Genomic DNA, 17,944 nt, shown 5'->3' on the forward strand with positions numbered 1-17,944 from the left:
TAGCGTGGCGGCGTGACACAGGGGCAGATAGACAGAAAACGCGTCGGCGAAGCCGTGCGCACGCTCGCGATGGGCCTATGGCTCCCGGCGCTCTTCCTGGTGGGGCTGCTCTTCTCTTACCTGCCGGCCTTCCATCACCCGGCGCCGCATCACGTCAGCATCGCAGTGGCCGCTTCGCCGGCCACCACGGCGCGGCTGCAGCAGGAGCTCGACGTGACGGCGCCGGGTGGCTTCACCCTCCGGCCTACGGCCGGCGCCGCCAGGGCCCGTGCTGCCGTCCTAGACCACAGCGTGGTCGCGGCATACGTGCCAGGCGGGCACCATCCGCGGCTGTACGGGGCCAAGGCGGACGGCGCCGCCCTGGAGACGGTTGTCCGCCAGACCTTCGCCGCCGTTGCGGGACGGGCCGGCCACACGCTCGCCTTCCGCGAACTGGTCCCCACCGTGCCGGGCGATGCCTCCGGCTCCAGCCTCCTGTACGTCGTCCTGGCCTGCGTTGTCGCCGCCTACTTCATGGTGATCACCATGCAGCGCGCGGTGGGCTTCGGCCGGTGGGCACACGTGGCCACCAGCGTCGGCTGGGGGGTGGTGGTCACCGCTGTCGCCTACCTCGCAGCTGCCTATGTGGTGCAGGTGATCCCGCCGAATCCGCTGGACCTGCTGTACCTGCTCCTGCTGACCCAGGCCGTGTCGCTGACCGCCTATGGCCTGGTGCCCTTCTTCGGCGGGTTCTTCCCCGGGATCGCGATCACGTTGTTCGTCCTGCTCGGCGTGCCCAGCAGCGGCGCCGCTGTGCCCGTCCAACTCGTGCCAGGCTTCTTCGCCTTCTGGCACCCGATCCTGCCCATAGGGAACGCCGCCGATGCCCTGCGCAGCGTCAGCTACTTCGGCAACAGCCAACTGTTGCGGCCCACAGCGGTGCTCTGCGCCTGGACCGCTGTCGGCGTCATGCTCATCCTGCTCGGCTACCTCAGGCATCAACGGCGCCTGGCGCGGGAGGCAGCAGGCCAGACCATGACCGAGTATGTCCCCGGACCCCCTGCGGAAGATCCCACGGTGATGCTGCCCGAGCCCGTCGCCCTTGCCCGACACCAGCACCATTTCGGCGACGAAGAGCCGATGTTGACCGGGCGGGTCACCGATCCGTCCGGTCAGCCGCTGCCAGGCACCACGGTCACCGTGATCGACCCGCGCGGCCGCCAGCTTGTCCGCACCCGCACCGACCGGAACGGAGAATACGCGGCCACCGGCTTCAGCGATGTTGTCGCCTTGGTGATTGCCATCATGCCGGGCCGCCCAGCCGCGGTCGCGCAGCTTCTCCTCGATCCAGCGGCACCCGTGAACCAAGACCTCGTCCTTGGCGCCCCAGCTTCCTGAGACCCGTGCACCAGAGGGTTCGGGACCTCGAGGACGGGTGACCCCGGCTGGCTGACCGACCCGGCATCGGTCCCGGGCATCGACCCAGGACTGCGGGGAGACTGCCGCTGTACGCCGACCCGGCAGTGGTGGGTGAGGAAGTCCGCGAGGGCACGGGCGAAAGGGCCCATCGACCGTCCGGGGCGGCGGGACCGCTCCAGCAGGGCCTGGGGCGAGTTGGAGTGCTCGTCCTGCAGGAGGCGGCCGAGGTCGGTGATGAGACTGCAGGCCCGGGAGACGCAGAGGCGGGCCGCGACATGCGCGACGAAGTCGTCCAGCCATGAGGGTGGGGTGGCGAGCTGTTCGCGGAGGTGTTCGCCGCGGATGAAGGGACGGCCGGGGTGCTATTGCCGGCAGGCCGAGCACAGCCCAAGGCCGGCGTGCTGACACAGCTGACCGCACTCGCGGCAGTTCCGCGGCGGCTGCTTGTCCTGCCGGGGTCGGGAGCACCGAATCATGAGGCTTTCCTACGTGGCCTTGGGGTGGAGGCGAACAGTCTCCATGAGCGTGCGTGACATCGGTTTCCGGCAGGGGCAGTGCTGGCGTGCCACAGCCGTGCCAGATCGGGCGGTCAACCACGGTCAACGGCGGTTCGCCGCAGTCGCGCTGCCTCGCCAACCTGGGAGCTCACCAAATCCGCCATGGCCTGCGCATCCTCCAGGAGCCCTCACCAGGCTTACAAAGCGGTCATCCTCTTGAGCCCCGGTCGAGGCCCCTCCTGGCAAGCACCTTGCGATGCACGTGACCGGGTCGCCTACGGGCCCTTCGTGTGCATGTCACACAGTTGAAAGTTGGGGACACACGGCGCGCGAACGACTCCGAACCGTCATCACCGGTCCGCGGCGGGATGCGGCCCCCGGCGTGCCGTGCTCCACTGAAAGAGCAAAAGTGGCGGCGTGCGCGCGTGTTGGTGGGACGAAACGGCCGATCCGCAGGGTTCGGAAGGAGCGTCCACGTGAAGATCGTCGTGGATCTCACGCGGTGTCAGGGATACGCGCAGTGCGCCTTCGCCGCGCCGGATGTGTTCGTCATCCGGGGTGACGAGGCGCTGCTGTACGACACCGATCCGGACGACGCGCAACGAGAGAAGATCGCGCGGGCCGCGGCTGCGTGCCCGGTGCAGGCCATCTTCCTCGACCGTGAGGACACCCAGCGCCGGCCGGCCGGGCCCGAGGTCGGGGCTGCCCCAAGCCCTGAGCAGTCCCTCAGGCGCGCCGGGCGCATCGTCATCGTCGGGGCGTCCCTAGCTGGCCTGCGGGCCGCGCTCGTGTTGCGCCGGGAGGGTTTCACCGGCTCGCTGACCGTGATCGGGGACGAGCCTCATCCCCCGTACGACCGGCCGCCGCTGTCCAAGCAGGTCCTCCTGGGGCAGGTTCCGGCGCGGCGGACCGCACTGCCCCGCCGCGACGAGCTCGACGCTCACTGGCGGCTCGGGGTCGCGGCCACGGGTCTTGACCTGAGCGGCAAGCAGGTGCTCCTGGCCGACGGCGAGAAGGTGGGCTTCGACCGGTTGCTCATCGCCACCGGTGTGCGGGCCCGCCCGTGGCCGAACGAGGCGGAGGCCGGGCTCGACGGCCTGTTCGCACTGCATACGCCGGAAGACGCGGACGAGCTGCGGCAACGGCTGGCAGCCGGTCCCGGCCGGGTGCTGGTCATCGGTGCCGGGTTCACCGGCTGTGAGGTCGCCTCCGCCTGCCGCGAGTTGAACATTCCGGTGACGGTTGTCGAACGGGGTCGGGCCCCACTGCTCGGGGCCCTGGGCGCGGTGATCGGCGGGGTTGCGGCGCAGATCCAGCGCGACCACGGGGTCGACCTGCGGTGCGGCGTTCAGGTCGAGGCGGTGGAAGGCGATGACAGCGGGCGGCTGCGGCGAGCCCGTCTGTCCGACGGCAGCACCGTGGACGTCGATGTGGCGGTGGCCGCGCTCGGCAGCATCCGCAACGTCGAATGGCTGGGGAGCTCGGGGCTGGCGGCAGGGGTCTGGGGGGTGGCGTGCGATGCGGGATGCCGCGCCGTCGACGTCAACGGCGTCGTGACCGACGATGTGTTCGTCGCAGGCGACGTGGCCCGCTGCCCACACCCCGTCTACGACTACCAGTACCTCGCCCTGGAGCACTGGGGCAACGCGGTCGCCCAGGCGGAGATCGCCGCACACAACATGATCAGCGCCCAGAGCGAGCGCTGGCCGCACCTGGCGCTGCCGGAGTTCTGGTCCACCCAGTTCGGCACCGAGATCAAGTCCGTCGGCGTCCCGACCTATGCCGACCAGGTTGTCATCGCCCAGGGATCGGTGGACGAGCGCCGTTTCGTCGCGGTCTACGGCTACCGCGGGCGCATCACCGCGGCGGTCGCCTTCAACCAGTCCAAGTGGCTGGAGTTCTATAAGGGGTTGATCGACCGGGCGGCGCCGTTCCCGCCCTCCTTCCACACCGTCGACCAGCCCATCGACCGTCGCCCGGTCGCGGCCGAGGTCCCAGACCGGCCCACCCCTGAGGCCACCGTCGTGGTGACCGGCCACGGACCCAGCGAACGGCGAGCCACGTTGGTCCGCAGAACATACCTGTGACCTGCCCGAGCCACCGCACGTCCAGATCCCCGAGGGGCGGGAGACGCCCACCATGGCCCAGACCAGCATCTGGCAGCAGATCCTCGACTACTCCCACCGCGCCGACCCCTATCCGCTCTACGCCGAGCTGCGCAAGACACCCGTGGTGCGGGCGGAGGACGGGAGCTATGTCGTGAGCACCTACCGGGAGATCGTCGCCCTGCTCCACGACCCACGGCTCAGCTCGGACCTGCGCAACCTCCCCGAACCGGGCGCCGACGCGCCAACACAGGCGCCCGAAGAGGGCCCATCCCAGCTGCCGCCCACCTTCATCGAAATCGACCCGCCCGAACACGACCGAATCCGGCGCTTGCTGACGCGGAACTTCGGCCCACCCCACCGCCCCGGTCGCATCGACAGCATGATTCCTGACATGTTCGGGATCGTGACGAGCGAGATCGACGCCTTCGCAGAAAAGGACCGGTCAGGCACGACCCGGGTCGACATCGTCGACGACTTCGCCTATCCGTTCCCCGTCACGGTGATATGCGGGCTGCTGGGAGTGCCCCGCGAGGACGAAGCGCGCTTCCAGGCGTTGTCCGACGCAGTCGTCAGGGCCGCCGACCCGACCACGGGGGGGCTCGCGGAGCGGCGGCGCCGACGCGCCGAGGCCCGCGCCGGCCTCGGTCAGTACTTCGCCCAGCTTCTCGACGCCCGCCACGGCCGACGGAGCGACGACCTGCTGTCCGGGCTGATCGGCGGTGACGGTGCAGAGGCGCCGATGCCACGGGAAGAGGTGCTGAGCAACGCGGCCCTGCTGCTCACCGCCGGCCACGAGACGACTGTCAACCTCATCACCAACGGCATGCTCACCCTCCTGCGGCACCCCAAGGTGCTCGACCGGCTGCGCCGCGGCGACGAACCCGATCTGGCCGCCCGCGTGGTCGAGGAACTCCTGCGCTACGAACCACCGGTGCAGTTTCTGTCCAACACCCGGAACACCGTCGACGACATCGAGGTCGCCGGCACCACCATCCCGAAGGGCTCACCGGTCACCCTCGTGCTGGCCGCCGGCAGCCGCGACCCGGACTTCGTCCCGGACCCCGACCGCTTCGATCCGGACCGCGAACACAACGAGCACCTTGGTTTTGGCGGCGGCGTCCACTACTGCTTCGGTGCCCCACTGGCCCGTCCCGAGACGCAGATCGCGCTCACCGAGCTGGCACGCCGACTCGACAACCCCCGCCTCGTCGCCGACCCACCGCCCTACCGCACGAGTCCGGGCCTGCGCGGCCCCCGGCACCTCCTGATCGAGGTCGACGGCGTCAACCCCGTACAACACCGGCCCTCGTGACCAGGCACCGCACCCGGCAGACCACACTCCGCCGTACGCCGACACTTGGCCCTCACGATGAACGCGTACTGACAGCCACACCGACCATGACCAGCCACAGTGCTCAGGTCGCCCCGGATTGCTCACTCTCTACCGACGCGACGAGTGCCCATCAAACGTGTCAGGGAGGGCGCAGGCCGGGGGCACACAACATCGGTGAGGTATCCGGTCTGCACAGGAGTGCCGTGCAGCTCCTCAGGTCTCTTGGCCCCACCCCATCGCCTTCTCAATCTTCCTGTCCTACCCGTCGATGCAGTCGGCATAGCGGCGATGGTCGCTCGCCGCCGGGGACATCTACACGAGGGTCCTCATCGCCCCTACGAGGGATCACAACACCACGACCGCGTCATGGCAGGCTGTGACCTGCGGCAGGAGCGCCAGCTGCGACATCCCGTCCGGCTGGGCGTAGCGGGTGGCGAAGGCGAAGAACACGAGTCGCGTGAGGCCCTGCGCCGCGTCAAGGTCGCTCGCATCCTGGGGTGGCCCTTCTCGAAGCCCGACAACCAGGTCAGTATCGAAGCGATCCGCCCAGGAAGACCACGGGTCGCCGTTCATGGGCCACGTTGGGTCTTGCTCCCTTGTAGGGAGGGCGGCGCCCGGCCGGTGTTGGGCAGTGAAGTCGCCTCGACCCCGGCTGAGTTCGTCCGCCCCCTGAAACAGTCGGACCGAGGTGTGTCCTGGTTCCCGGATGCTTGCGGATTTCCGCTGCTCGCCCTGCACCGGGTGTCCGCGGCCTGCCTCCGACCGCGAGCACCCGGCGTGTTGCCCGGCGTCGTCCACCCGGTCACGACGTCACCGTCTCCCAGAGCCGTACCTTCGCCGCCTCCTGCGTACGACGAGCACTCCGACCGCCGCTGCCAGCAGTGCAGTTGTGGCCGATGCACCGACGACGACGGAAGTCAGTTCAGCGGTGGGCCACGATCACCGGAGCCTGAATATCAGCATCTGTGTCAGTGGCGGATGGCAGCATCGGGCACATGGCGGACACCACGGCATTCGACTGGCGGTCTTTCCTGGTCAGGTGGAGCGGGGAATGGGCGGATTCCCTGCGGGACGGCGAGACGCGGAGCGAGGACGACGAGGCCGCGTGGCGGGCGCGGTGGCTGGGGTTCCCGCCCGCGTCCGAGGAGCGGATCGCAGCCATGGAGGAGCGCCTCGGCCGACGTATGCCCCCGTCGTACCGAGAGTTCCTGAAGGTCAGCGACGGGTGGCGGCACGCGGGCGGGTTCGTGTGGCTGCTGGCGGGGACCAAGGACGCGCGCTGGCACAACGACGAGTCGGGACTCGCGGACATGTTCGAGGAGTACCTGGACGAGGATGCCGGGCCAGAAGAGCGGCGAGAAGCGGACGTCTGGCGGCGCGGACTGCAGCTCGACATCGAGTCCGACATCACTTACGTCCTCCTGGATCCCGAGGACGAGGACCAAGACGGTGAGTGGGCCGTGTACACATGGGCGAGCTGGCGAGCCGCGCCACCCGAGCGGCACGCCAACTTCCTGACTTTTATGCGGGAGATGTACCGGGAGTTCCACAGCCTGCAGGCACATCGGAGCGACGGGAGGCCGGTGTTCGTCAACGACACGACGCGAAGGCTGGACGCCCTGGTGGAGGAGGCCCGGCTCGAGGCGCTACGCGGCGGCTGGGAACGGGCCGGGAAGGCGCTGGACGAAGCCAAGGCGTACGGCCGGCCGCGGGCCGCCGGGCTGGGTGACCAGATACGCCGCCTGCTCGGACAGACCTACATGGTGTACTTCGATGGCCTGGTGACGAACCCGCGGTACGCGCCCGAGCTACTGCCATTGCTGGTCGCCGAGCACGCGGCGCACTCGTACCGGGACGACTCCACGCTGACGTTCCATCTTCAGGGCGCCGACGACGACCTGAAGTCACTGGCTTACACAACGCTGGCTCAGGTGAGGACTGGCACGTACCGGTACACGGTGACCGGACCGTTCGGGGAAGCGGTCGAGCGGGCGCGGGAGCTGGCGCGGTGGGGAGACTCCGACGGGGCGTGGCGGACACTGATCAACGCCATGCCCCTGTGGGAGCCCCTGGGACCGGACCACCTGGCGCCACTGGGGTGGGTGGCCGACCCCGTGCTCGGGCCGCTGCTGACCCCGGAGCGAGGCCGGGAGCTGCTGTCCACTCCAAGGGGCGGGCAGGCCGGCGAGGCGCCGAGGCCGACGGCCGGGCTCGACCCGGGCGACCTGGCGTGGCTCGCGGAGCCGGATCCGGGCGACAACCGCACGTGCTACCGGTTCGTCCTGGTGGAGCGTGTGGAGCCGCAGGAGTTGCCCGGACGTCTCGTGGACGGGGACGGCACCGTGCTGAACAAACCCATGACCTTCTGGGAGGCCCGCCGCAAGTCGCTGCACAATCAAAGGGAGTTCTCGTCTTACGACGACAGGGCTCTCTTGGCGGTTGGCCGGGCCGGCACCGGCTGGAGCTTCGCCTTCGACGGCGACCCCGCCCCGTTCGACCGGCGGCGATTCACCTCCCCAGCCGCGGCCGCCAGCAAGGGCACCCGTGCGGTCGTGGTGTGGAGCGGCCTGAGGACCCGGCACGGGGAGCCGTTCTTCCACCTTTCGGTGGCGCGAGACGGAGTCGAGGAGTACGCATTCACGTACGCGGAAGGAGAGATCCAGAAAAGCGGAGAGATACCACCGGCGCTGGACCCAAGCCGGTTCTTCGGCGACTTGGAGGACGGCACCGAGTCAGAACGGTCGCTGCTGGAAGCGGTGGGCGGGGAGTTCGGTGTCCATCTTCCTCGTCACACAATCGTGAACGGGCGGCTGCACACGTTCGCCACCCGGTCCTGGACGCGGCCACCCAGCGACGGAGAGACGTACGCGGTGATCCGCATGCACTGGGGAGCCGCGTGCCCGGCGGACGGCGAGCGAACGGAAGACGACGGACCGGGAAGCAGGTAGAGACCGGCCGGGCCGCGCAGATCCTCGATGCGGCTCTTGGGCTCGCCGAGTACGACCTGCGGCACCAACCCCGACCTCATGGCGGGTCCGGACGCGACCAAGCCGAACGCGCGGCCCCTCAGCCGTACGCCTGGCTGAGGGCACCACGCGGTCGCGATCTTGCTTCAGTCCGCCTCGACCACCGCCTCGAACTCAAGGGGCAGGTCAAGCTCGGTCTGCATCGTGAAGACGGCATCCATCAAAGTCCTCAAGCGCTCCGGAGCGTCGGGCATCACGTGCGCGTAGGTCTGATGGGTGATCCTCGGGTCGCGATGCCCCAGCCACTCAGCCATGTCCGTCACTGGAACACCCTTCGAGAGGCCGGCGGAGGCGAAGAAGTGCCGAAGCCAATGCGTGGTGATCCTGCGCGAGACGCCCGCCGCCTTCTTCGCTTTACGCCAAAGCCGGTCAACGAGGGAGTACATGAGGATGTTGGTGCGCCCGATGTTGGAGAAGAGGTAGTCCCCCTCCAGCCGGTTGAGCCCCTCCTCCACGCGAAAGGTGCCGTACAGCCGGACATGCTCCTGCACCTTCGCTGCGATGCTGGGCGGAACGGGAACCGCACGGCCCTCATCCAGATCACGCCACTTGAGGTGGCGGATGCAATGGGCGCGCCCCCTGCCCTTGGTCTTGGCCTTCTGGACTGCGGTCTTGGGCTCCTCATTCTCTCCGTCCTGCGTGACCTGGCGGTCGACGTAGAGTGTTCCGCCCTCAAAGTCGAACTGCTGCAACGTCACGGCGCACGCCTCACCGATGCGCAGCCCACACCCAGCCATGAGCCACACGAGCAGCTGGTAGGGCCCGGGGAGGTGCCGCTCGATCGCCTCGATCTCTGCCAGGCTCGGAAGGCGGATCGTCTTCTTTACCCTCCGCTTCACCCGTTGGCGACCGGTACGGACGTGCTGGCACGGATTCTTGGTTATGTACTCGTTGGCGACGGCGAAGCTGAAGACACCCGCGAGCGTCTCATAGCGATTGATCGCCGTGCTCTCCTCATAACCACGCTCTTCCACCATCCACTTCAGCCACGCATTGAGATGCTTCGGCTTGACGGCACCGATGGCAGTGGCCCCAAAGTAGGGCTCCACGTGGAGGCGAAGGCTCGTTTCGTACTGATACCGTGTTCCATTCACCCGGCTCCCGGAGTCAATGAACTCGCGGTACACCGTCACGAGAGGGACAAGCAGACCCGTGGGAGCGATGTAGGTTCCGAGATCCTTCTCCCGCTCTACCTTGGCGGCAAAGGAGTCGGCGGCTCCTTTCTTCTCGAACGACCTCTCTCGCTGCCGTCCACCCCGCCCGCCAGGTTCCCGATAGCGCACCGTCCAAGCGTGGCCGCAACGAGTAGCAATACAGGGGTAATTGCCACTCTTCGCGTCTTCCTTGCATTTTTGGAAAACCCGAGCCAACCTATCGGACCACCTGCCAGCCCACCAACAAGACGCATATCATCAGGTTATCCATATCTCCTTTCCAGGTACGCGACCACGTCGCGCTCGCGAAATCTCAGGAGGCGGCCGACTTTTTGGGGTCGCAGACCCCAAGCTCGGTACTTATTCTTGATCGTCAACTCGCTGACCTTCAACCAATCAGCCACTTCAGCCGGTGTTAGAAGCCGATAGCTTCCACCCTGCGCCAAGATCACACCTACAATCTCCACGGGTAAAGATCAGTCGGACTACGGGGGGGTTCCATCCTTCTCACTGAAGGATCTAGGGCGGCAGCGCCAGCTCTGTCCAGTCGCTGCGTCCATCAGGGAAGCAGCAGACGGTCTCTTCCTATGCGTTGTTTGCGGCGCTATCTACTGCGCCCGCTACGGCTCCCCCCGCCAAGGGCGACCTAATGCGGACTCACTCAATGGTCATCGCGATCGCCGGTTTGGCTAACCGGCGATCGTGGTCTATGTTGCGATCGCTCTCCGCTTGGGGGCGTGTCCCCAGCTGCCAGTCACACCTCCGCATGGACTAGGTGTGGGCAGCCCACGTGTTTAATGTGCCCGGAGCGAAGAGGGCGGAGGCGACCAGCCGAACAGACCGAAGGCGTACGTCGACAGAAGGGAACTCCTCATCGGGTCACCCGGTGGGCCGCTTATCGACCTCGTGACCCGGGGGTGTTGTACATTGACATAGCCCCAGGAGGGGTTCCAGTCTTTCGAGAGTCTTTCTCGTCTGCCGTGGGCGAATGCCAAGTCGACCGGATAGTACGGAAAGAGTGCGCTTCGTCGGCCAGGACGACATTCGGCCCCGTCCAGGAGCCGCCACCGCTGCGTCAGGCACCCACAGACGCCGGGTGGGAAGGCGGGCGTTGCTGGCCTGCCCGGCAGTCAGGACGAGGTCAGCGGTCGGTCCTGTGCACTGCATCTGGTTCTTCGCCAGCCGCACCGGATCGGCCTCGATAGGGTCGAAAGCGGCGCGGCGCATGACTCTTCAAGCCCTCCAGAGAGGTCACCTGTTGGCGAGACCACCGTGCACTACCGAATCACCCTTGACTGCAGTGCAGGGATAGCAGCGATCTTGGCCTGGTCAAGGTGGTTCCACAGGATCCCCTTCGGCCGATGTGGGGCTGTGCACTCGATGACCTCGTCGGCGTAATGACCAGGTCGACCTTCACGTCGTGATCGGTGACCGGAATGGGTGCATCAATCACCTGGAGGCTGTGAACCGTGGTCACGACGAGGGTGCCGGGTCCGATGAGGCCAGCTTCCGTCAGAAGCGCGAACTCCAGGTCGGAATAGCTGGCGCCTTTGCCGATCCGGGCACCGTCCCGAGCACGACCTCGTTGATGAGAACCTGCCACCGCGGTGCGGAAGCGACGCGCCACCCCGCATGGCCCGCCGCCACCTGACTGGTACAGGTCGTGGTCGAGCCTCGCTCGCCTTAAGGGGTGGCGACCGGCTTTCGGTGTGCCCTGGACGGCTGGGTAGGGTCGCAGTACCCGAGCTGGAGAGGTAGTTGCATGGCCAACGATATTGTGATTGCGCAGACGACCAGCGACGACGAGGGGCAGGCGAAGAGGCTGGCCCGAGGTGCTGTCGAGAGCAAGCTGGCAGCGGGCGTTCACATCGATGCGCCAATCACCGCCTTCTACTGGTGGAAAGGGAAGGTCGAGGCGGCGCAGGAGTGGCGCATCTCTTACATGACTACGACGGACCGTCTACCCGCGCTAGAAGCGTGGGTGCACGAGAAGCACTCGTACGACGTCCCCCAATGGATCACACTGCCCGTAACCGGCGGGTCGGAGGCGTACCTGTCCTGGGTCTTCGAGGAGGCGGAATCGGACTGAGGAGCCACGGGCCGGGCGTCGGCGGCGTTGGCGCCCTGGGCGTGCCGCGTGCCACCCGAGGTGGATCAGGATGCGAACCGCCGGAAATGAACGGCAAGCTCGTGTTCGCTGTCAGGAAGCAACGCTGCAATAGCCGCCGCCCGCTCCTTGCCCATGGTGTTGCGCTTGGCCTGTGCCGCCGCAGCAAACTGGCGTGCCACGTAGACGCCTTGGTCGACGTCACCCCCACGCAGTAGGGCCGAAGCGAGATCACCGAGGACCACGACGCCCCCGTCCGGTAGTGCGTCTCCGAGGCGGTCGACCGCGGTATCAGCTGTAGACGTGAGCTCGGGACGCCTCAGCTGGCCGTACACGGACAGGGCCAACGAGTCCATGCGGTATGGGGTCACGAACCTGACCCATGCCTGCTCGCTGGCATGGTCCGCGAAATCGTAGGCGAAGCGCGCTCGGTCTAACGCCCGGAGCGCCCCCACCTCGTCGCCGGCCGCCGCAGCTTCTTCCGCGTGCCTACCGAGAACCCAGGCGGCAGCAGTAGCGTTACCGTGGCCTCGCACGTCGTTGGCGGCTTGGGAGAGGAACTCCATCCTCGCCTTTGGCGTCAAAGCGCCGTAGCTGCTGTAGGTCAGGGCCAGGGCTCGGAGTGGAGGATGCCCGGCAGCCGCCGCGCACTGCGACGTGACTTTGTAGTAGGCGCTGGCTTTGTCGTGCTCCCCCAGGTCCCAGGCCACCCAACCGGCCAGAGCGGCGGTTTCTCCGGCGGCGATGGTGAGAGCGCCTTCGTGATCGCCTGCACGAGGCAGGGCCGCAGTGATCGCGTCAAGATGTGACTCGACCGTTTTCTGTAGCCGCCGCGCGCTGAGGTTGAGTTCCTGGACGTGCAGTTCAGCGGCTCGGTCGATGAGCGCGGCGGCAGCGGGCGAATCGATCTTGGTCCCCTTGCTGAGGGCGAAGGCGAGGCGCCCCCAGGGCTCGGCGGCCGCGCTCACGCCGATGGTGGCGCTAGCCAGGAGCGTGCGACGCTTCACGGCGTCTTGGTCCTCACCTGCATGGGCATCCCCCTTCCTCTTCCGAGCGCGGGCGGCCTTGGCCTCTCGCTGTAGTTCCTCGAAGGGGACACCGCAGGCCGCCGCGATGTGGCCGATCGTGTGGTTGGTAGGAATGTTCTCGAAGTTCTCATAACGGCTGATCTCTCGGCGGGTCATGGTGTCCCGGCCGGAGACAGCGTTGATCGCCTCCGCCTGCTCCTCCTGTGTCCGGCCCGCCTCCTGCCGAAGCCGGAGGAGCAGGTCGGCGAACGGGTCTGGCATGAGTGTGACCTCTGTTGGTGGGCGGAATCCAATCATGGCCTCAATTCCCCCCTACAGTTTCCCCCTTGACATATTTTTCCCCCTCTGGATTCCCCTGGTCGACGGCGTCGCCGCGCGGTGCCATAGCCCACATGACCAGGCTCCAAGAGGCGGCCCCGCCCGGCGGGGGCATCCGTAGCTGTGCGGCTACAGCAGGCGCGTCATGCGTCAGGCCGGTTCAGGAAGACGAGCCCGGCGCATGGGCGAGGGCAGAGGTACCGGCGGCATCCCATACCTGTCAGGCGGCCCTTCTCCCCGACCTCGCGAAGGTCGGGGAGATGCGGCGCATAGCCAGGGCGTTCCTGCGGCGGTGCCGTGTTTCGGAGCCGGTGGCGGCGTTCGTCGCGCTGGCCGTTTCGGAGCTGGTCACCAACGCCGTGGTCCACGGTGAGGGCGAAGTCGTGCTCCGCATCACGGTGGCCGTCGACGTGGTGCGTGTCTCGGTAACCGACCACAACCCGGCGCCCGCTGTGCTCAGGGAAGCCGGACCTGACGGTGAATCGGGGCGCGGGATCCGGCTGGTCGATGCGATCTCGGACGCGTGGGAGAGCAGCGGCGAGGAGACGTGGTGTGAGTTCCGAGACGCGAGGGCTGCAGCTTGAGCCAGACCTCCAGTTGGTTCCCGACGATGCAAATGGCAAGCCGGGCAGCTCAGTCGCTTCTGTCACACAGGGCGCTCCGAGGGCCGTTCGCTTGCCTTCGCCCAGTAATTCGGTTCGAGCATCTCACCGGGCCAGGCGGGCTGACGGATCGGGCCACGAGGCCCCATCTGTTCGAAGTACGGTGCCAAGTCGATCACGGGCGTTCCGTCTACAGCGTCGAGATCGGTGACCAACAGGTCCCGCCCCTCGACCTTGAGCAGCCGCGGGTAGCTGATCGCCAGTTGATTGGGACGCCGATGGTTGCGGTGGACGAAGGTACCGGTCGGCGGCCAGTCCGGATTCCCGCGGGGGCTGCGCGCGTGGAGCTGGACGTCTTCGGGTCGCGCCAGATGGAAGCGCCACGTCACCGTCAGGTGGGAGAACTCATCGATGCCCTGGAGGGTTTCCAGGGGGTATGCGTCGTTGAGTCGGATGACCGACTCAACCCCACCCTGGTAGTCATCCTGAACGCAGGTGTGGCCGCCAACGACCGTTGCGATCGATTCGACCTCGTACGTCGTCACCGGTACTGGGTCCTCCCCCTTGGAGACGCGGATCCACGAGCTGCCGTACGGGGCCCTGAGCCCGTGTCGCGGTCAGCCTATGTCCCGCAGCATGTTCCGCGCCCGGTGGTCCAGTTCGGTGAGGTGGCGACCGAGGCGTTGCCGGTCAGGCGGCAGCTCGCTCTGAATGCGGACGATGCCGTCGCGGGCACGACCGGACTGCGCTGGACATCTGTCATGGCCGCGCCCGGCAGGAAGCCCTTCGTGACGCCGACGAGAACGGCCGCTGCCTGGTGCTCGTGCAGTCGCTCACCCAAGAGGGACGAGGGGCCTGGCCGGGTCGAGGACGCCGACGCCATCACATGGTGTGAGCTGAGATTGGCGGCAAGCTGATGACAAGCAACCGCAGTACGAGGTGCGCCCCGTCATCGCCTGATACGGGCAGCGCCCTGATGGCCGGAGCCGTCTCTCACGGCAACCGATGCAGGATCGACTGGTCGCTCACGGCTCCCGAATCACGCTGGCATAGCACAGCGGAATCCAGTGTCGTTGTCCTTCATCGAGGCAGCGGCAGTGTTCATCAAGGACGGCGCAGCCCGTTCGATCGGGGACGTGAACGCCGAGCCTTTCAGGTGGTACCGCCCGTTGCCGGGCTCCTCTTCGGTGGAGCACCACTCCCAGACGTTGCCGCACATGTCGAAGATGCCGAATGGGCTGACGCCGGATTGGTAACGGGAGACGGGGGTCGTCGCGTCGATGCCGGCCTCGACCGTGTTCGCCTTCGCGGCGGTCGGTTCGTTGCCCCAGGGGTAGATGCGCCCGCGCGGTCCGCGAGCCGCCTTCTCCCACTGCCGAGCGGTCGGCAGAGCTTTGCTTGCCCAGCGGGCGTAGGCGGTCGCGTCGTGCCACGTCACCCACACCACGGGGTGGGTGGCCAGGGCGGCGGGGCAGCGGCCGTCAGGCCAGTGCTGGGGTGGCCGGTGATTGGTGGCCTGCACGAACTTCGCGTAGTCCTCGTTGGTCGTCGGGTAGACGTCGATGAAGAACGGCTCCAGCCACACCGCGCGGTTGTCGGGGCCGGAGAGGTAGATGCCCTCTTCGACGAGGGTCATGACCTTCCCGTCGATCGAGTGCCGGCGGGTGCTCGGGTCCTTTCGCAGCAGTTCCTCGGCGCGCTCATCATGCTCAGCAGCGGCACGTTCGGTCAGGAGCGTGGCGAACCGCTGCTGGACGTCGGGCTCGGCTTGGGCCAGGAGAGTATCCAGGGCTGCCTGGTTGTCGAGCTCGAGTTCGATGGTCTCCGCCCGGCTCTTCCAGCGAGGGATCTGACGGGGGTTGACTCCCACCAGTTCAGCGAACTCCTTCTGTGTTTTCCGCATGGCCTTGCGCAGCAGCTCGGCTTCACGGCCGGTCCACCTAGTCACCCCCGCCATGGTGCTGCTTTACAGCGTCTCGCCGGGGATCGACAGGTACGCCTCCTGGAGCCGCGTCAAGACGGGGTGTTCGACGGGGAGCTGGGTGTCGTCGATCGCGGCCAAGGGGCGGACGCCGATCGAGGTGTTCGTGGCGAAGGCCGCAGCCATGCCTTTCGCCTGTTCCAACGTAACGGCGGCGGTGCGGTGTTCGACTTGCTGCTGGAGCAGGGTCATGGTGACGCCGGGCAGTACGGGGGCATCGGGCCACACCACGGTGCCTTCCTGGTCGATGAAGGCCACGTTCCAAGTACCGCCCTCGGAGACGAAGCCGTCGCGGCCGACGAACAAGGCGTCGTCGAAGCCCGCTCGCTGGGCCGCGCCCCTGATGTGCAATGCGCCGAAGAGGCCGACGTGCTTCACCTCGGGGAGGTCACGCTCGTAGACCAGGCTCTGGGCGCGCAGCGGAGCCGGCGGCAGGGCGCCGGCTCCGCGCACGGACACGAGAACGTGCGGTTCGTTGGCGTCGGCCGGGTGGCCCAGCTCGACCTTCGGGTCGTAGATCGTGACACGGACGACGCACGGATGGGGCTGTGCCTCCAGGGCCTGGCGGACGTACTCGCGCACGCGGTCGGTGTCCAAAGCCGCATGCCACACGATCTTGCAGTCCCGTGCGAGGCGTTCCATGTGCAGCGTCAGGCCGCGGATGGTGCCGTCGGAGTCGACGCGCATGGACGTGAAGTGGCCGACGTTTGTGAGCGCCAAGGGAAGCAGGTCGTCTACGGATACGGGCGTTCCATCGAGAGTCACCATGGCGCCCAGCATGTCAGGCCCCTTTGCTCCGGCGGCACCCCAAACAGGGTTACTGACGAGTCAACGTCATCTGAAAGTCATTCCCCAGGCTTCACCGTGAGGTGTTCTCTAGTCACCGCGCAATCACGTCGAGTGATCGGCGAGGTGATCAGCGCAGCGCGATGTCACGACGCCGCATGCCGCGCTCCCGTGTGCCACCCGCCGGGGAGGACACGGTTGCGCCCGACACCAGGCGTCTCACCGACCACGGCCAAGCCGAGTTGGCCTCATGCGAACAGGAGTTGTCTCATGCGTCGTCGGCTGACTTTCCGCCGGGACGCCAGCCAGCGCGTTGGCCCGGGCGGACAGGGCGCTGTCGGTGCCGAACCAGGCCCTGACCGCGATCGGTCGATGGCCGCAGCGGAGACGGTGGCGCTCGTGCTGGACGAGGAGTCGCCGCTGCCGGAGAGCGCCGCCGACGTGGAGGAACTCGCGTGCCGCCTTCGCGGTCACGTCAGCCAGCTCGGGCTGGTTGTGCCCCCGGAAGCACCCGTACTGCGCCGCGCGCAGCAACTCGCCTCGGCGGGCATCCCCGAGGGCTACATGCCCAGCAGGGTCCATCTGGTCAGGCTGGCCGAGGCAACCCAAGACCTTATCGCTGCCGTGCAGGCCCACGACGTGCCCCCTGCGAAGCCGGTCCAGACACGGCGCTGGTGGAAGCCGCCGATCAACGTGCTGCGCGGCGCGGTCTTCGCTCTCGCCCTCGCCTGCGTGGTTCTGGCCGCGTCGGTGCCCCGGACATGACCGCCGCCGGGGCAGTTCTGATCGCGCTGATTCTCGGTCCCATGGCGTGGCTGGCTCTTCGTGGTGATCGAGTAAGCGGCTGCATCGCTCCACGGGAGCTCGACCCCACGCAGCCCACACCAGACCTGCGCAGACCTGACGCCGCAGCACGCCTAGCCACCCCCACCCTGACGAGGATTCCCATGCCTGACAGCGCCTTTGCGGCAGGGCCGGCCGCCACCGGCCACCGCCGACGGCGGCCTCCGATCGACGCGTTCACGCTGCACCATGTACACCGCGCCGTCGCACTGCCCCTAGTGCTCCTTGCCGCACTGCTGGATGCCGCCTTCATCCTCTGGTCGGTGTCCGTGGTGGGCCCCGGCTGGCTCCTCGCTGGCCTGGTCTGCGGACTGGCGGGGGTCGCCACGCTGGCGGCTCGCGGAGCGCGAACGGCTGCAGGGGCCGTGCAGACGGCTGCGGAGCATGCCCAGGCAGCGGCACTGGCAGCGATCGCAGGAGCAGCGGCGGCCGTCGAAAAGTCGGTGCAGTGGTCGGCAGACGAGCTGTGTCACGGGGGACGGCCGCCGCTGCCGGACCTGCGGGTGCCACCATCGGCCAGTCCGAACGCCGAGATCAACAAGGCGTTGAGTGCCCTGCAGGTGCAGGCCATCGCGTCGCTGATACGGGTGCACGACGAGTCCCAGTCCGTCGTCCTCCTGGAAGTGCTGCGTCGCCTGGCCATGCGCGAGCACGCGCTGGTCGGCAAGGCGCTTGAGTCCTCTGAGTCAAGTCAGGGAGCTGCGAGGCGTTGGGCGGCAGGGTGGCTGCAGGGGTCGTAAGGGGTGGCGTTGTGCCAGCAAGC

The 17,944-nt window shown here is 67.6% G+C and carries 16 protein-coding genes; 8 read left to right on the forward strand and 8 right to left on the reverse strand.

Translation table 11 applies throughout. The features are described from left to right. The first annotated feature begins 12 nt into the window (after positions 1–12). The 3 genes from ACWCQS_RS44315 (at position 13) to ACWCQS_RS44325 (ending at position 5,315) form a co-directional block, all read left to right on the forward strand. Positions 13–1,377 carry a carboxypeptidase regulatory-like domain-containing protein gene (locus tag ACWCQS_RS44315; protein WP_351222028.1) on the forward strand — a complete coding sequence of 455 codons (1,365 nt, stop codon included), beginning with the start codon at positions 13–15 and terminating at the stop codon, positions 1,375–1,377. A gap of 994 nt (positions 1,378–2,371) precedes the next feature. Further along, on the forward strand, positions 2,372–3,982 hold the full coding sequence (locus ACWCQS_RS44320; RefSeq protein ID WP_351222029.1) for an FAD-dependent oxidoreductase: 1,611 nt from the start codon (positions 2,372–2,374) through the stop codon (positions 3,980–3,982). A 52-nt stretch (positions 3,983–4,034) separates the two neighbouring features. After that, a complete protein-coding gene (locus tag ACWCQS_RS44325; protein WP_351222030.1) occupies positions 4,035–5,315 on the forward strand; it encodes a cytochrome P450 in 1,281 nt (426 codons plus the stop codon). A gap of 366 nt (positions 5,316–5,681) precedes the next feature. Here ACWCQS_RS44325 and ACWCQS_RS44330 read toward each other — a convergent pair whose 3' ends face one another. Then, positions 5,682–5,909, reverse strand: a complete 228-nt coding sequence (locus tag ACWCQS_RS44330; protein WP_351222031.1) for a hypothetical protein — start codon at positions 5,907–5,909, stop codon at positions 5,682–5,684. A 422-nt stretch (positions 5,910–6,331) separates the two neighbouring features. Here ACWCQS_RS44330 and ACWCQS_RS44335 point away from each other — a divergent pair, with 422 nt between their 5' ends. After that, positions 6,332–8,284, forward strand: a complete 1,953-nt coding sequence (locus ACWCQS_RS44335; protein WP_351222032.1) for an SMI1/KNR4 family protein — start codon at positions 6,332–6,334, stop codon at positions 8,282–8,284. Between the two features lie 164 nt (positions 8,285–8,448). Here ACWCQS_RS44335 and ACWCQS_RS44340 read toward each other — a convergent pair whose 3' ends face one another. From ACWCQS_RS44340 to ACWCQS_RS44350, 3 genes are all read right to left on the reverse strand, one after another. After that, the gene (locus ACWCQS_RS44340; protein ID WP_351222033.1) at positions 8,449–9,645 is read right to left on the reverse strand and encodes a tyrosine-type recombinase/integrase; all 1,197 of its coding nucleotides are present in this window, start codon (positions 9,643–9,645) and stop codon (positions 8,449–8,451) included. A 134-nt stretch (positions 9,646–9,779) separates the two neighbouring features. Then, on the reverse strand, positions 9,780–9,983 hold the full coding sequence (locus ACWCQS_RS44345; protein WP_351222034.1) for a helix-turn-helix domain-containing protein: 204 nt from the start codon (positions 9,981–9,983) through the stop codon (positions 9,780–9,782). An 818-nt stretch (positions 9,984–10,801) separates the two neighbouring features. Continuing rightward, complete coding sequence (locus tag ACWCQS_RS44350; protein ID WP_351222035.1) at positions 10,802–11,383, reverse strand: 5-formyltetrahydrofolate cyclo-ligase; 582 nt, start codon at positions 11,381–11,383, stop codon at positions 10,802–10,804. Between ACWCQS_RS44350 and cutA the strand changes: the two genes are divergently transcribed. Then, positions 11,279–11,605: a divalent-cation tolerance protein CutA gene (gene cutA, locus ACWCQS_RS44355; protein ID WP_351222036.1), complete on the forward strand. Its 327-nt coding sequence runs from the start codon at positions 11,279–11,281 to the stop codon at positions 11,603–11,605. The two genes, ACWCQS_RS44350 and cutA, sit on opposite strands and share 105 nt — an antisense overlap. A 65-nt stretch (positions 11,606–11,670) precedes the next feature. On the opposite strand, the gene ACWCQS_RS44360 is transcribed toward cutA, so the two are convergent. Continuing rightward, complete coding sequence (locus ACWCQS_RS44360; RefSeq protein ID WP_351222037.1) at positions 11,671–12,912, reverse strand: helix-turn-helix transcriptional regulator; 1,242 nt, start codon at positions 12,910–12,912, stop codon at positions 11,671–11,673. 131 nt (positions 12,913–13,043) lie between these two features. On the opposite strand from ACWCQS_RS44360, the gene ACWCQS_RS44365 reads away from it, so the two are divergent. Beyond that, complete coding sequence (locus ACWCQS_RS44365; RefSeq protein ID WP_351222038.1) at positions 13,044–13,553, forward strand: ATP-binding protein; 510 nt, start codon at positions 13,044–13,046, stop codon at positions 13,551–13,553. Positions 13,554–13,615: 62 nt separating this feature from the next. Here the strand turns inward: ACWCQS_RS44365 and ACWCQS_RS44370 are convergent, their stop codons facing one another. From ACWCQS_RS44370 to ACWCQS_RS44380, 3 genes are all read right to left on the reverse strand, one after another. Further along, positions 13,616–14,116, reverse strand: coding sequence for an SAM-dependent methyltransferase (locus tag ACWCQS_RS44370; protein ID WP_093593298.1), 501 nt, complete (start codon positions 14,114–14,116; stop codon positions 13,616–13,618). 494 nt (positions 14,117–14,610) lie between these two features. Beyond that, complete coding sequence (locus ACWCQS_RS44375; protein WP_351222039.1) at positions 14,611–15,528, reverse strand: SUMF1/EgtB/PvdO family nonheme iron enzyme; 918 nt, start codon at positions 15,526–15,528, stop codon at positions 14,611–14,613. 9 nt (positions 15,529–15,537) lie between these two features. After that, complete coding sequence (locus ACWCQS_RS44380) at positions 15,538–16,332, reverse strand: aminotransferase class IV family protein (protein WP_451009768.1); 795 nt, start codon at positions 16,330–16,332, stop codon at positions 15,538–15,540. A 378-nt stretch (positions 16,333–16,710) separates the two neighbouring features. Between ACWCQS_RS44380 and ACWCQS_RS44385 the strand changes: the two genes are divergently transcribed. Continuing rightward, complete coding sequence (locus ACWCQS_RS44385) at positions 16,711–17,103, forward strand: DUF6415 family natural product biosynthesis protein (RefSeq protein ID WP_351222041.1); 393 nt, start codon at positions 16,711–16,713, stop codon at positions 17,101–17,103. 182 nt (positions 17,104–17,285) lie between these two features. After that, the gene (locus ACWCQS_RS44390; protein ID WP_451009769.1) at positions 17,286–17,921 is read left to right on the forward strand and encodes a hypothetical protein; all 636 of its coding nucleotides are present in this window, start codon (positions 17,286–17,288) and stop codon (positions 17,919–17,921) included. Positions 17,922–17,944 lie beyond the last annotated feature (23 nt).

The sequence above is a fragment of the Streptomyces sp. NPDC002076 genome, assembly GCF_053593835.1.

Coding starts and splice junctions, on each gene's coding strand:
- ACWCQS_RS44325 (WP_351222030.1), top strand. CDS start 4,035: ATGGCCCAGACCAGCATCTGGCAGCAGATCCTCGACTACTCCCACCGC.
- ACWCQS_RS44330 (WP_351222031.1), bottom strand. CDS start 5,909: ATGAACGGCGACCCGTGGTCTTCCTGGGCGGATCGCTTCGATACTGAC.
- ACWCQS_RS44335 (WP_351222032.1), top strand. CDS start 6,332: ATGGCGGACACCACGGCATTCGACTGGCGGTCTTTCCTGGTCAGGTGG.
- cutA (WP_351222036.1), top strand. CDS start 11,279: ATGGCCAACGATATTGTGATTGCGCAGACGACCAGCGACGACGAGGGG.
- ACWCQS_RS44360 (WP_351222037.1), bottom strand. CDS start 12,912: ATGCCAGACCCGTTCGCCGACCTGCTCCTCCGGCTTCGGCAGGAGGCG.
- ACWCQS_RS44365 (WP_351222038.1), top strand. CDS start 13,044: ATGACCAGGCTCCAAGAGGCGGCCCCGCCCGGCGGGGGCATCCGTAGC.
- ACWCQS_RS44375 (WP_351222039.1), bottom strand. CDS start 15,528: ATGGCGGGGGTGACTAGGTGGACCGGCCGTGAAGCCGAGCTGCTGCGC.
- ACWCQS_RS44380 (WP_451009768.1), bottom strand. CDS start 16,332: ATGCTGGGCGCCATGGTGACTCTCGATGGAACGCCCGTATCCGTAGAC.
- ACWCQS_RS44385 (WP_351222041.1), top strand. CDS start 16,711: ATGGCCGCAGCGGAGACGGTGGCGCTCGTGCTGGACGAGGAGTCGCCG.
- ACWCQS_RS44390 (WP_451009769.1), top strand. CDS start 17,286: ATGCCTGACAGCGCCTTTGCGGCAGGGCCGGCCGCCACCGGCCACCGC.